12 protein-coding genes are annotated in these 13,548 nt (G+C 37.2%); 9 read left to right on the plus strand and 3 right to left on the minus strand.

Annotation, left to right across the window (positions count from 1 at the left end; translation table 11 throughout):
* The first annotated feature begins 99 nt into the window (after window positions 1-99).
* The 5 genes from dnaK (at window position 100) to XM47_RS10370 (ending at window position 5,381) form a co-directional block, all read left to right on the plus strand.
* Window positions 100-2,025: a molecular chaperone DnaK gene (gene dnaK, locus XM47_RS10350; RefSeq protein ID WP_048692274.1), complete on the plus strand. Its 1,926-nt coding sequence runs from the start codon at window positions 100-102 to the stop codon at window positions 2,023-2,025.
* Window positions 2,026-2,207: 182 nt separating this feature from the next.
* A complete protein-coding gene (dnaJ, locus tag XM47_RS10355; RefSeq protein ID WP_048692276.1) occupies window positions 2,208-3,344 on the plus strand; it encodes a molecular chaperone DnaJ in 1,137 nt (378 codons plus the stop codon).
* Window positions 3,345-3,461: 117 nt separating this feature from the next.
* Window positions 3,462-4,244 (plus strand): M48 family metallopeptidase, encoded by a 783-nt coding sequence (locus tag XM47_RS10360; RefSeq protein WP_048692278.1) that lies wholly within the window; start codon window positions 3,462-3,464, stop codon window positions 4,242-4,244.
* Between the two features lie 57 nt (window positions 4,245-4,301).
* Window positions 4,302-4,736, plus strand: a complete 435-nt coding sequence (locus XM47_RS10365) for a hypothetical protein (RefSeq protein WP_048692280.1) — start codon at window positions 4,302-4,304, stop codon at window positions 4,734-4,736.
* 258 nt (window positions 4,737-4,994) lie between these two features.
* A complete protein-coding gene (locus XM47_RS10370; RefSeq protein ID WP_048692282.1) occupies window positions 4,995-5,381 on the plus strand; it encodes a hypothetical protein in 387 nt (128 codons plus the stop codon).
* 258 nt (window positions 5,382-5,639) lie between these two features.
* Here the strand turns inward: XM47_RS10370 and XM47_RS10375 are convergent, their stop codons facing one another.
* Window positions 5,640-8,420 carry an insulinase family protein gene (locus XM47_RS10375; protein ID WP_048692283.1) on the minus strand — a complete coding sequence of 927 codons (2,781 nt, stop codon included), beginning with the start codon at window positions 8,418-8,420 and terminating at the stop codon, window positions 5,640-5,642.
* Between the two features lie 222 nt (window positions 8,421-8,642).
* Between XM47_RS10375 and sixA the strand changes: the two genes are divergently transcribed.
* Window positions 8,643-9,119 (plus strand): phosphohistidine phosphatase SixA, encoded by a 477-nt coding sequence (gene sixA, locus XM47_RS10380; RefSeq protein ID WP_048692284.1) that lies wholly within the window; start codon window positions 8,643-8,645, stop codon window positions 9,117-9,119.
* A 9-nt stretch (window positions 9,120-9,128) separates the two neighbouring features.
* Here the strand turns inward: sixA and smrB are convergent, their stop codons facing one another.
* Window positions 9,129-9,659, minus strand: a complete 531-nt coding sequence (gene smrB, locus XM47_RS10385; RefSeq protein WP_048692285.1) for an endonuclease SmrB — start codon at window positions 9,657-9,659, stop codon at window positions 9,129-9,131.
* A gap of 58 nt (window positions 9,660-9,717) precedes the next feature.
* Between smrB and prmB the strand changes: the two genes are divergently transcribed.
* From prmB to XM47_RS10400, 3 genes are read left to right on the plus strand one after another with little or no spacing between them, the layout of a single operon-like run.
* Complete coding sequence (gene prmB, locus XM47_RS10390; protein ID WP_048692288.1) at window positions 9,718-10,647, plus strand: 50S ribosomal protein L3 N(5)-glutamine methyltransferase; 930 nt, start codon at window positions 9,718-9,720, stop codon at window positions 10,645-10,647.
* A 26-nt stretch (window positions 10,648-10,673) separates the two neighbouring features.
* Window positions 10,674-11,768 (plus strand): chorismate synthase, encoded by a 1,095-nt coding sequence (gene aroC, locus XM47_RS10395; protein WP_048692289.1) that lies wholly within the window; start codon window positions 10,674-10,676, stop codon window positions 11,766-11,768.
* An 18-nt stretch (window positions 11,769-11,786) separates the two neighbouring features.
* Window positions 11,787-12,953, plus strand: a complete 1,167-nt coding sequence (locus XM47_RS10400) for an MFS transporter (protein ID WP_048692291.1) — start codon at window positions 11,787-11,789, stop codon at window positions 12,951-12,953.
* A 2-nt stretch (window positions 12,954-12,955) separates the two neighbouring features.
* Here XM47_RS10400 and yfbR read toward each other — a convergent pair whose 3' ends face one another.
* A complete protein-coding gene (yfbR, locus tag XM47_RS10405; RefSeq protein ID WP_048692292.1) occupies window positions 12,956-13,546 on the minus strand; it encodes a 5'-deoxynucleotidase in 591 nt (196 codons plus the stop codon).
* Window positions 13,547-13,548 lie beyond the last annotated feature (2 nt).

Raw genomic sequence — 13,548 nt, forward strand, 5'->3', positions numbered from 1 at the left:
GGCATATTTTTTAGAGGACAGCACTTGAAAAACAACCAGTGCGCCCCTACTAAATAGACAACTTATTTTTGTTTTAATTATTTTGCGGAGATTTTCCAGATGGGCAAAATCATCGGTATTGACTTAGGTACTACCAATTCATGTGTTGCTGTTTTAGACGGCGACAAAGCTAAAGTAATCGAGAATGCAGAAGGCGATCGCACAACCCCTTCGATCATCGCATACACAGACGATGGTGAGATTTTAGTTGGTCAACCAGCTAAACGCCAAGCGGTTACGAATCCGAAAAATACTTTATTCGCAGTTAAGCGTTTAATTGGTCGTCGTTTTACAGATAAAGAAGTACAACGCGATAAAGACATTATGCCTTTCAGCATTGTTGGTGCTGAAAACGGTGATGCTTGGGTAGAAGTTAAAGGTGACAAATTAGCACCGCCACAAATTTCTGCTGAAGTTTTAAAGAAAATGAAAAAGACTGCTGAAGATTTCTTAGGCGAAGAAGTAACTGGTGCGGTTATCACAGTACCTGCATACTTTAACGATGCACAACGTCAAGCAACTAAAGATGCGGGTCGTATTGCTGGTTTAGACGTAAAACGTATCATCAATGAGCCAACGGCTGCTGCTTTAGCATACGGTATGGACAAAAAACAAGGTGATAACGTAGTTGCAGTTTACGATTTAGGTGGTGGTACATTCGATATCTCTATCATCGAAATTGACGAAGTAGACGGCGAGCATACTTTTGAAGTATTAGCGACTAACGGTGATACTCACTTAGGTGGTGAAGATTTCGATAACCGTTTAATCAACTACTTAGTAGACCAATTTAAAGCGGATCAAGGTTTCGACCTTAAAAATGACCCGTTAGCAATGCAACGTTTAAAAGAAGCTGCTGAAAAAGCTAAGATTGAATTATCTTCAGCTTCACAAACTGATGTTAACTTACCTTACATCACAGCTGACGCAACAGGTCCTAAACACTTAAACATTAAAGTAACTCGTTCTAAATTAGAGTCTTTAGTTGAAGACATGGTTAAAGCAACTTTAGAGCCGCTTAAGCAAGCGCTTAAAGATGCAGACTTATCAGTAAGTGACGTTAATGACGTTATCTTAGTTGGTGGTCAAACACGTATGCCTTTAGTACAAAAAACAGTAACTGAATTCTTCGGTAAAGAACCTCGTAAAGATGTTAACCCTGATGAAGCAGTAGCAGTTGGTGCAGCGGTTCAAGGTGGCGTATTATCAGGCGACGTAACTGACGTATTATTATTAGACGTAACACCATTATCTCTAGGTATTGAGACTATGGGTGGCGTGATGACAGCGTTAATTGAGAAAAATACAACGATTCCAACTAAGAAATCACAAACTTTCTCAACTGCTGACGATAACCAATCAGCTGTAACAGTTCACGTTATTCAAGGTGAGCGTAAGCAAGCAAGCGCGAATAAATCTCTAGGTCAATTCAACTTAGAAGGTATTCGTCCTGCACAGCGTGGTGTACCACAAATCGAAGTTACTTTTGATATCGATGCTGATGGTATCTTACACGTATCTGCAAAAGATAAAGATACGGGTACAGAGCAAAAAATCACAATTAAAGCGTCTTCTGGTTTAAGCGATGAAGAAGTAGAACAAATGGTTCGCGACGCTGAAGCTAACTCAGATGCGGATGCTAAATTTGAAGAATTAGTACAAGCACGTAACCAAGCTGATGGCTTAGTACATGCAACTAAGAAACAAATTGAAGAAGCTGGTGATGAATTAGCAACCAACGATAAAGAAGCGATTGAAACGGCTATCTCTGAATTAGAAGCTGCAATTAAAGGTAGCGATAAAGAAGCGATGGAAGCTAAATCTCAAGCGCTTATCGAAGCTTCAGCTAAATTAATGGAAATTGCTCAAGCTAAAGCTCAGCAAGCTGGCGGCGAAGCAGGTGCAGCACCTGAACAACCTCAAGCACAGCCTGCGGACGACGTAGTAGACGCAGAATTTGAAGAAGTAAACGACGATAAAAAATAAGTCTTTACTTAGCATCAAGTCGAATAATAATTCGGCTTGATGTAAATTCTTGTCTAACGGGTGCTTGCGCCCGTTTTGTGTATCTTAAATCACTTATAAATCTTTTTTTAAAATAGTTTAAAGCAAAATTTATAAGTGACTTATGCCAATTAATATTAGAAGTAACCTGAACTGAGCTAAATATGTCTAAACGCGATTATTATGAAGTACTAGGGCTGGAAAAAGGCGCTGGTGAAAGAGAAATTAAAAAAGCCTATAAACGTCTTGCGATGAAATATCACCCTGACAGAACGAAAGGGGATAAAGATTCTGAAGAGAAGTTTAAAGAAATTAAAGACGCTTATGAAATTTTAAGTGACGACAATATGCGCGCGCGTTATGACCAATACGGTCATGCTGGTGTTGATCCTCAAATGGGCGGTGGACACGGTGGCGGTGCACAAGATTTCTCTGATATTTTCGGTGATGTGTTTGGTGACATTTTTGGTGGAGGCGGCGGTGGTCGTCGTCAATCAAGAGCGCAACAAGGCTCTGATTTACGCTACAACATGGAACTTTCGCTAGAAGAAGCTGTAAAAGGCAAGAGTGTCGAAATTCAAGTACCAACTTGGGCATCTTGTACGCCATGTGATGGTACTGGTGCTAAAAAAGGCTCTAAACCAACAACTTGTTCTACATGTCATGGTCAAGGCCAAGTTCAAATGCGTCAAGGTTTCTTTGCCGTTCAGCAAACTTGTCCAACTTGTCATGGCCGTGGTCAGGTTATTAGCGATCCTTGTAATAAATGTTCAGGTCAAGGTCGAGTACAAAAAACTAAAACTTTATCCGTTAAGATTCCAGCTGGTGTAGATACTGGCGATAGAATTCGTTTAGCGGGTGAAGGTGAAGCGGGCATGCACGGTGCACCTGCTGGTGATTTATATGTGCAAGTACATGTAAAAGACCATGCCATATTTGAACGTGACGGTAGCAATTTATATTGCGAAGTGCCAATTGGCTTTACGCAAGCAGCTTTAGGCGGCGAAATTGAAGTACCGACATTAGATGGTAAAGTAAAATTAAAAATACCAGCCGAAACTCAATCTGGCCGTATGTTCAGAATGCGTGGTAAAGGTGTTAAATCGGTACGCGGTGGTGCAGTAGGTGATTTAATTTGTAAAGTCGCAATTGAAACGCCGGTTAATTTAACCGATGCACAAAAAGACTTGCTACGTCAGTTTGATACAGAAATGACAGGTAAAGGTGCAAAACACCACAGACCAAAAGAAGCAGGCTTCTTTGATGGTGTGAAACGTTTTTTTGATGATTTAACCAATTAATCAAATTTTTCCTTTATAATCAAGCCACCGTAAGGTGGCTTTTTTATGGGTAATGTACCAAATTATTATTTGATCCTGATTAGTATTAAATAGTGTGAATATGGCAAAGGAATAAAAATGAAAAAATTATTAATGAGTTTAGGTTTGTTAGCGCTTGTCTCTTGTACTAGCACTTCACCAACTGGCAGAACACAAGTTTTGTTAGTCAATAAAGATCAAATGACACAAATGGGTATCAAGAGTTTTGATGCCATGAAACAAGAAACGAAAATCTCAACCGATAAAAAACTAAATAACTATGTACAGTGTGTATCTAACCAAATTATAAAAACGATTCCAAAAGATTGGCAATCAGGTTGGGAAATTGTGGTTTTTGACAGTGACATGGTAAATGCTTTTGCTTTACCAGGTAAAAAAATTGGGGTTTATACAGGTATCTTAAATGTCGCTCAGAGTGCCGATCAACTTGCAGCAATTATTGGTCACGAAGTAGGGCATGTTATCGCCAATCATAGTAATGAAAGAGCCTCACAAAATAAAATTGCCGGCGTTGCTACGCAAGCTGCACAAATTGCAACACAAGGAACAGAATACGAAGCTTATGCTACAAAAGGCTTAGGTTTAGCGGCTCAATATGGATTTTTATTACCTTTTAGCCGAGCGCACGAATCAGAAGCCGATGTAATAGGGTTAAAATATTTGATTAAAGCAGGTTTTAAACCAGAAGAGTCGCAGCAATTGTGGCGTAATATGGCTAAAGTCGGTGGTAAAGCGCCTTCTGAATTTACGTCTACTCACCCATCAGCAGATACCCGAATTGATAACCTAGGTGCGCACATTCAAAAGTTCAAAGAGCAAGGTATAAAAGCCTTACAGCCAAGACCTAGCTGTTCTCGTTAATCTACTCGAAAATGCGCTGCTTAAATGAATTTATGCAGCGCGCTACTTGGATTTTTTATGAGTTTGAAAGCCTATAAATTAGTACGCATTTTAACTTGGACAATAGGTGGCATATCCTTAATTATTTTTTATGTCTGGTTTGAATACTTAAAACCTAGTTTAGAAGCGCGAGATAGCCCGACAGAGCAAATAGCAGATGCTGGTTTTAATCGCTATGTTTGGCTACAAGGCAAAGATAACCTGACGAATAATAACCCCAGAAGATTAATGTACCCAGATCTGGTTGAAAAGCATTTAGCTAAAGGTTTAACCAAAGCTAGTATAGAAGAAAAGCTTTCTCAACCAGACCATTTAGATAAAGACGGAATTTATTATTATTTAATAGATTATGACTTTAATACCTCTAAATTTGATTACCTCGTCTTAAACTTTGACCAAGATGACAAACTACAGATGTATTACCGAAAAGCCTTTCGGTATGCGTTAAAATAACGTCAGTTTAATAGATATGAATTGTAAGTGATTGTAATTTATGTTTTTAATAATGCCTGTCATGTTGTAACCATGATGGTCATCTTGTAGCTATGATGGTCGTAAGTTGATGTAGGTCGTAGGTTTCATGTACTTAAACGGACAAAAACAGCTGGCTTTTGCTCGTTTATCGTTAATTTTAGCCAGCTATTTTATTGGCGATTAGCAAAGCGTTATCTTTTTTGCTAAATTTTGAAAACGTTTAAAACATGGGGAATTATGGAACAAGTTAAATTTGATAATTTCGATATGATTGCTCGTAATAGCAATGAAGAATATTCACTCTTAGTTCGAGTAGCAAAAGGATTTGCTGACTATACGGTTGAAGTTCCAATTACGGAAAAAGATTACGCCGTAATATCTGAAAATAAGGAACGTGCAGAGTTTTTGTATAGTGTTTTACATTATATTTTTCAATGTGATTATAAGAATTTAGATCACGCTCAACAGAGTCTTAATATTGTTTTATATGAAAAAGATAGCGTTGTTGAGAGTTTTTTAACCGAATTAGATCATGGTAAGGCCAACGGCTCTATTTCCAATTTGATGCGAATTATATGTAAAAGAGAACAATCCCCAATGATACAAGGGAAATGGTTTAAATAATCAAATTAGATTGGAGATAAAACTAGCAGGACGATAAAACTATCTAGGCAGGCACGCATAAAAAATAATTAAATTAATAGGTTATGTTTTTTATTATCGAAGCACACCTCAAAACCTTGGATGTGCTTCGTTCATCACTCGATCCACATATGCAATATTTTTGGTTAGAAACTTCAGGTTGAGTTTAACCTTATCAATTTAATCTGACTTACCTTTATAAGAAATCCACAGACTTTTTGCTTATTCGTGAAGGAAGGGTTAATTCAGTTTATTGTTACTAATTAGCTCAATTAAATTATCTAACCCACAGTTCTGGTAGTTTTCCATAAATTTTATATTTTCTTTCGGGCTAGCAGTCATTAGCAATTGTGAGCCAGCTGAATTATCTCTGAATAATTGTTTTGAAAATACCTGCATTTGCTCTAGTTCAATTAATTCTAGCTCAGCAACTACTGTTGCATGGCGATTAAACCGAGTATCTTTTAAGCCTATCGAGGTCCATCTGTTTTGTGCAAGTGCGCGTAGGCTTAAGCTTTTATCTTCTAGCTGATTAATTAAGCCTTGCTTCATTTGCTGCCATTCTTCAGCGCTTAGTTGTTCTAAAATTTCCGAAAAATGAAATAACAATTCTTCTATGTTGGTTTGTATATCAAGATCTGTATGGGTGCTTGATTGCACATAAACGATTAATCCAGCAGTGTTATTTACTGGCATATATGCTGAGCCTAGCATGTAACCTAGCTGTTTTTGCCCACGTAATACTTGGAATACAATAGGAGATAACAATTGGTTTAACAGCATGTAATAAGCTTTATCTTTGTCGCTCGATTTATTGGATTGAAAGTAATTTACAACCGCAATATCTGAGGTTTCTATGCTTAAATGGACATGCTGAGGAAGTTTAGGCAGTAAGTAAACATAACGATTAAATTCGTGACAGGGTTTGGAATTAGCAAAAATACTGACGATGTTTTTGCCAATCAACATAGCTTGGTCGGCTTGCCAGCAACCTATGATAAAACTTTCAATATTGATAGATGCAAATAATTGCTGCTTGAAATATTCAAACTCTGCCAAGGTGATTTCAGATAAAGCATTGTATAAAGATGGATAAGAATATTGATTATTCTGGACTAAATTCGTCAGCATGCTAAATAGCTGTTGTACCGGTTTGCTATGGCTTGTGTTGTTCCAGCTAGTCAGTAATTTAGTTTTTGCTAGCTCAAATTGTTCAAAAGAAAATTGGCTATTAAGCAGTTGCAACAGTAGCTTATTACAAAACTCAGATTGTTTTTCAGCATATCCAGAAATATGTATAGTTAAACCAGCTTGATGCGCCGATATTTGATAATGCAAGCCAGCTGCTTCAGCGGGATAATTATCAGCTTGTACCGATTCCATAAACATTTCAATAAATAACCTGAGCATACAGGCTTGATTTGCCATATCAGTAAAGCAAGATTCAAGATCGAGTGAAACATAGATATGGCCGTAAGCTTGTGGGAACTGGGTGTTTTTCTCATACCAAATTTTAGTATTTTCAGTTTTATAGAGAATACTTGGTTTTTCTAAGCTTTTGTTCTTCTCAAGTTTATTTTGAAATTGTTGCTTAGGGATATAAGGGTTCGGTTGCAGGTTTTTAAATGCTAAGTGGTATTTAGACGTCAGCCAAAGATGTTTCTCTTGTTTACTAATTTCAGAGATAGAATATGGCGTATGATACCAAGGCGAAATCGCATTATTAATTTTGGCATTAGATAGAATCGATAGCCTTAGGTTTTCAGGCACAAGTGCTTTAAAAGCTTGTTTTAACCAGTCTTGGTTCATATCCGACATGATGTAGTCACCACAAATCACATCTTCAATCGCATAATGTTGCATCTTTAAAGATATTTGGCTCACCCAATCGATTGGTTTATGCATTTCAAGATCATTAAATGCAAATGAGGCTAGCTGCTTTTTATCTTGGTAAATATGATCTAAGTAACTTTGTTGTTTTAGGTACTCAATAAAATTAAATAGCACGTTGGCGACATTATTTATGTTGTCGTCCGTCATCTGGGTGAGTTGAATACTGATATTAAAATCTTGAGTGATGTGATTATCGACGCCACCACCAGCGGTTAAGCTAGTCGCTAATCCCAATTGTTTTAATTGAGACAACAAACTGCCTTCTGATTCATGACCAAAAATTGCGCTCAAATAGCTCAGGCTTTTGGCTTTGTAATCTTTTGCTTCACTTGGTAGAGGGAAGTTAAAAATAACTCGTTTGATATCCCTTAGGGTTTGAACTTGAATTTTTATCCCTAAATCTTGCCTGCGATATAGCAGCGGTAAACTAGTAGTAGCGGTCTCTGATTCAGCTTTTATGCCACTGAAGAAAGCATCCACTAGCTGTTTTTGGTGACGCAGAGGTAGGTGAGACAGTATGCATAAGTTCATCTTATCTGCGGTGTAATTTTCATCAAAATATTGGTGGAGCCTTTGTTTTAAACTGATGCCATCTTTTTCTACTAGGGTATCCTTACTGCCAACGGTAAAGCGTGAGTATGGGTGTTTAGGGTTTACTGCTTGTTTATGGACATCATGCAGTCTTCTAATTTCGTCTTTTAGTTTTAACTCGTATTCAGAGTTAATATTAACTTGCTCTGTTTCAATCGCTTTCGGATCAAATAAGGGACAAATAAAAAATTGTGAAAATCGCTCAACGGCTTCGGTTATAAAATTATTATGGATATCAAAGTAGAAGTTAGTTTGTTCTAAACTGGTCCAAGCATTGGTATGGCCAGCTCTTTTTTCAACAAATTGAGCAAAATCATCTTCTTTACTGTGGAATTTCTCTGTGCCTAAGAACAGCATATGCTCTAAGAAATGAGCTATGCCAAGACAATCATCGGGATCATTATAATTTCCAGCAGCAATTGACATTGAAACTGCTGATTTACTACAAGCCGGACTTTCTATCAGGATGACATTTAATCCGTTATCTAGCTTATAATGATGATAAGCTTGTTCGTCCAATGGGCTGGTTTTGATCACCGTATATCCTGATAGTTAAAGAAAAAAGTTACTAAGATTTAAAGTATTACTCATTTTTAGCGTTTTCGACAGAATGAATTTAAATTTATGCTATATTTTTGCCGATAACTAATTTATGTTAGATGTATAATAGATTTTACTTCGTTAATCTTAATTTTAAGATTTAATGTAATGGGCCAGTTTGGTTAATTTAAAACCTGTATTTGTTTTTAGGTTTACACTATGCAAATTTCTATACTTAGACACGCGGAAGCTGTGTTATCAATGCCTGATTCAGACCGACCATTAAGTGTTAATGGGATTGGTGAGTGTGTTAAATTAGGCCAATGGTTAATCGCTCAAAATCAGAGATTTGATTTAGTATTAGTTAGCCCATTTATTCGTACTCAGCAAACGTGGAATGAACTCGTAAAACAAGGTCTCTCAACCGAAAGCGTTGTTGAACTTGCTGAGTTATTACCTGAAGCTGACTGTGATTTAGCTGTATCTGCAATAAAAGCTTACGCGGACGAAGTTGAATCTGTACTGGTTATCTCTCATTTACCTTTAGTTTGCTTTTTAGTAGAAGCACTAGCCGTTGGTGAAGTACCTTTATTTGCGACAGGGGCGATTGCCAATATTCAACTAGAGCATGATGCACTAAAAGGTGACTTAATCGACATAGTTTCACCTTATCAATTACAACAAAATATAGCTTAAACTAGAAGCCTAGTATAAATCTTGGGTATCAAGCACAACTAATAAAGCGCCATTACCACCCCATTCTAGTGGCGCTTGATGAAATGCCTTTACATTAGGATGTTGAACCAACCAAGCAGGTGTTTTATGTTTGAGTACACCCATACCTAAACCATGAACAACACAGACACATTCAATATTTTGCTTAAGCGCCGCATTGATTAAAGCCGCAAGTTCTTGTTTGGCTTTAATTTGAGTTAATCCATGTAGATCTAGAATTAAATCAGGATAAAAATTACCTTTTCTGATTTGTTTGGCTAAGTCGGATTGAACATTATCCCTAACATATTGCATAGGTTTGTCAGCCGCAAAGTAGGGCTCAAAATCATCTGAAAAATAAAAAGATGCCGTTTTAGCCGCTTCTTTCAGCTCTAAATTTGTTTTATTTATTTTCGGTTTTTGAATAGAAGGCGCAACTTTATCTTGCTTCAGCTTTTTAGTGCCTTTAATTGCTTGATAAAATAAATCAATTTCATCATCTTGATTGGATTTTTCAGTCATTTGCTTAGTTTCTAGTGTACAATATTGCTTATTATCTTAATTCAGCACCGACTAATCAATGATAGAAGAACAACAACTTAAGAATGCTTGCTCAGATCTAACCACTATTTTCGATTTTGTTAGATGGACAGTCTCTCAATTTAACCAAGCCGATATTTATTTTGGTCATGGTACCGATAATGCTTGGGATGAAGCCCGCAGTCTAGTTTTTCAAGCTATTTCTTTGCCAGTTGATGATTTAAGCCAAGTTTATCAAGCTAAACTAACTTTAGATGAAAAACAAATCATATTAGATTTAGTTGAACAAAGGGTTAATCAAAATAAGCCGTTAGCCTATTTAACCAATATGAGTTGGTTCTGTGATTTACCATTTTATGTTGATGAACGTGTATTGGTGCCAAGATCACCTATAGGTGAATTAATTGAGAAGCAATTTAGTCAGTTTATTGAACCGAGTTCAGTAAATCGTATTTTAGATTTATGTACTGGTAGTGCTTGTATTGCGATTGCTTGCGCACATGCGTTTGAAAACGCCGAAGTTGATGCCGCTGATATTTCAGTAGATGCATTAGAAGTCGCTGAAATCAACATAGACCAGCATGGTTTATGGCAACAAGTAACACCAATCCAGTCTGATGTATTTTCTGGACTACAAGGGCAGGTTTACGATTTAATCGTCAGTAATCCACCTTATGTTGATCAAGAAGACATGGATGATTTACCCGCTGAATTTAGACACGAACCTGAGTTAGGTTTGGCTTCTGGTTTTGATGGGTTAGAAATAACTGAAACCATATTAGCGCAAGCTTGTGATCACTTATCTGAGCAGGGCGTACTGATTGTTGAAGTGGGTAATAGTTATATTCACTTAGAGCAGAAATATCCTCAAGTTCCATTCAAGTGGATTGAATTTGAGCGCGGCGGTCATGGCGTTTTCATGATAGACAAGCCAACATTAGAACAGCATAAACACGTATTTAGTAAATAAGTAATAGATTTGAAAGAGGCAGATAAATGTCAGGTAATACTATAGGTAAACTTTTTACCGTTACAACGTTTGGCGAAAGCCATGGTATCGCATTAGGTTGTATTGTGGATGGTTGTCCTCCTGGAATTGAAATTTCAGAAGAAGAAATTCAAATTGAATTAGATCGCCGTAAGCCAGGTACATCACGTTACACCACGCAAAGACGTGAACCAGACCAAGTGAAAATTTTATCCGGTATTTTCGAGGGTAAAACCACAGGTACTTCGATTGGTATGATTATAGAAAATACTGATCAGCGTAGTAAAGATTACTCTAATATTAAAGATATGTTCCGTCCTGGCCATGCGGATTATACTTACCAGCAAAAATATGGTTTCAGAGACTATCGTGGTGGCGGTCGTTCATCTGCTCGTGAAACAGCAATGCGTGTTGCTGCAGGTGCGATTGCTAAAAAATTCTTAAAGCAAAAATTTGGCATTGAAGTTAAAGGTTATTTATCTCAGCTTGGCCCTATAAAAGCTGAAACGGTTGATTTTGATGAAATTTACCAAAATCCATTTTTCTTCCCAGATACTTCTAAACTCGATGCATTAGATGAGTATATGCGTGACTTGAAAAAAGAAGGTGATTCAATCGGTGCAAAAGTCACTGTTGTTGCTAAAAATGTACCTGTTGGTTTAGGTGAGCCTGTATTTGATCGATTAGATGCAGAAATCGCTTATGGCTTAATGAGCATCAATGCTGTTAAAGGTGTTGAGGTAGGCGCAGGTTTTGATTCAGTTACACAAAAAGGTTCTGAGCATAGAGATACTATGACGCCTAACGGATTTTTATCGAATAATGCCGGTGGCGTATTAGGCGGTATATCTACAGGTCAGGACATAGTTGCAAGTATGGCGCTTAAACCAACATCAAGTATTTCTGTTCCTGGGCAAACTATTGATGTAAATGGTGAAAGTTTAGAAGTGGTGACTAAAGGTCGTCACGATCCTTGTGTTGGTATCCGTGCTGTACCAATTGCTGAATCTATGTTGGCGATTGTTATTATGGATCATGTACTAAGACACAGAGCTCAAAATGCTGATGTGGTTTCTAATACACCTGATATTGCACGAAAATAAATTTGAACATACTAAAGCATGCGAAGTAAGTTGAATTCAGATAAAACGCGTTTATCTCAAGTCTATTTTGCTTATTTCGCTATTTTAGGGGTTGTTTCTCACTATCTAGGTTTATATCTTCATCATTTAAACCTAGAGCCTTCAATGATAGGTTTAGTATTAGCTGTAATGACTATAGGCCGAATAGCTGGACCTATGGTTTGGGCAAACTTGCCTGGCTTGCAATCTAGCCCAAGTTGTAGCATTCAATCTAGCTGTTTTCTGGCACTTATCTCTTTCTCTATCCTTTTATTTAGCCATGAACCAAGTGTTCTTATGCTGGCACTTGGCGGCTTTGCATTTTTTTGGTCAGCGGCACTGCCACAATTAGAGTCGGTTGCTCAATCCTGTCTGAAAGGTAATGCTTCCGCCTATAGTATGGTCAGGATATGGGGCAGTATTAGTTTTATCTGCTTAGTGATAATTGCTGGTTGGTTTTTTGAAATATACGGCATAGTCTTTAGTGTCGAGATGTTTACAATCGGTTTATTAACTCTGCTTTTTATTTCAAGTTTTAGATTACCCGAAGCAGATTTAGAAGCCAGTGATGATCAAGTTTATACTGGTACCTTGGCTAAACTTAAACAAGCCAATGTGATGGCATTTATGTTTGCGTCATTTTTACTTCAGCTCAGCTTTGCGACTTATTACGGATTCTTTTCTATTTATCTAACTGAGCTGGGTTACACAGGTTACCAAATTGGCATTATGATATCAGTTGGGGTGATTGCTGAAATTGGTATCTTTTTAATAGCAGGGCGAATATTAAATCGCTATTCGCTTAAAGCTTTATTTTTATTCTGCTTGCTAATAACGAGTTTTAGGTGGTTTGGCATTAGCCTTTGGGGTGAAAATATAGCGCTGCTGTTTTTACTACAAATCATTCATGCGTTTAGTTATGGTTTATTTCATGTCGCTGCGCAAAAATTTATTCATGTTGAATTTAAAGGTAAAGGGCAAGCTAAAGGACAAGCTTTATACATGTCGTTGTCTTTTGGTATCGGCGGAGCTTTAGGCAGTGTAGTGTCTGGTTATAGTTGGGAATTTGTTGGCCAGCAAACCTTTGCATTATCTGCTTTGCTGGCGTTAGTTGCCGCTTTACTTATTCTTATGTTTTATAAAACAATCCGAGTTCAGGATAAATAAGTTTACTCTGTAATTGCATCTAAGCTTAAACTAAAACTTTCAACAAAGTGTTCAAGAAAGTACTCAACCGCTTGGTTATTTAGGCTATCTAGTGTTTCTTTGAGTCTTTTATTTGCATTGATAAATTCTTTATTACCTGCGTTTAACTCTTCAATTGTTTTTAAATATGCGCTTAAAATATCAGCCGCTTTTACAATCTTATAAAGCTCGGCGTCGTGTTTATTTGAACAAACAAGCTCATCATAAGTTGGCTTTAGTTTTGCTGGGAGTAAGCTAACGAGTTTTTCTTCCGCGATTTGTTCAATCTTTTTATATTCTTTAGCAATTTCCGGATTAAAGTATTTGACAGGATTAGGTAAATCGCCCGTTAATACTTCGGATACATCGTGAAAAATAGCCATAGTTGTGACTTTATTCGCGTCAATATCGGTTGAAAAGTATTCGTTACTAATCACGGCTAAAGCGTGGGCTAACATAGCCACTTGCAAAGAATGCTCTTGTACATTCTCTGTGGTAGTGTTACGCATTAAAGGCCAGCGATTAATGAGTTTTAATCGCGACATGTAAGCAAAAAAGTGGCTTTGTTCAGTCATAT

This window comes from Catenovulum maritimum, assembly GCF_001050375.1.
GTDB lineage: Bacteria > Pseudomonadota > Gammaproteobacteria > Enterobacterales > Alteromonadaceae > Catenovulum > Catenovulum maritimum.

Coding starts and splice junctions, on each gene's coding strand:
- prmB (WP_048692288.1), top strand. CDS start 9,718: ATGATAGAAGAACAACAACTTAAGAATGCTTGCTCAGATCTAACCACT.
- XM47_RS10360 (WP_048692278.1), top strand. CDS start 3,462: ATGAAAAAATTATTAATGAGTTTAGGTTTGTTAGCGCTTGTCTCTTGT.
- smrB (WP_048692285.1), bottom strand. CDS start 9,659: ATGACTGAAAAATCCAATCAAGATGATGAAATTGATTTATTTTATCAA.
- sixA (WP_048692284.1), top strand. CDS start 8,643: ATGCAAATTTCTATACTTAGACACGCGGAAGCTGTGTTATCAATGCCT.
- yfbR (WP_048692292.1), bottom strand. CDS start 13,546: ATGACTGAACAAAGCCACTTTTTTGCTTACATGTCGCGATTAAAACTC.
- dnaJ (WP_048692276.1), top strand. CDS start 2,208: ATGTCTAAACGCGATTATTATGAAGTACTAGGGCTGGAAAAAGGCGCT.
- aroC (WP_048692289.1), top strand. CDS start 10,674: ATGTCAGGTAATACTATAGGTAAACTTTTTACCGTTACAACGTTTGGC.
- XM47_RS10370 (WP_048692282.1), top strand. CDS start 4,995: ATGGAACAAGTTAAATTTGATAATTTCGATATGATTGCTCGTAATAGC.
- XM47_RS10365 (WP_048692280.1), top strand. CDS start 4,302: ATGAGTTTGAAAGCCTATAAATTAGTACGCATTTTAACTTGGACAATA.
- dnaK (WP_048692274.1), top strand. CDS start 100: ATGGGCAAAATCATCGGTATTGACTTAGGTACTACCAATTCATGTGTT.
- XM47_RS10400 (WP_048692291.1), top strand. CDS start 11,787: ATGCGAAGTAAGTTGAATTCAGATAAAACGCGTTTATCTCAAGTCTAT.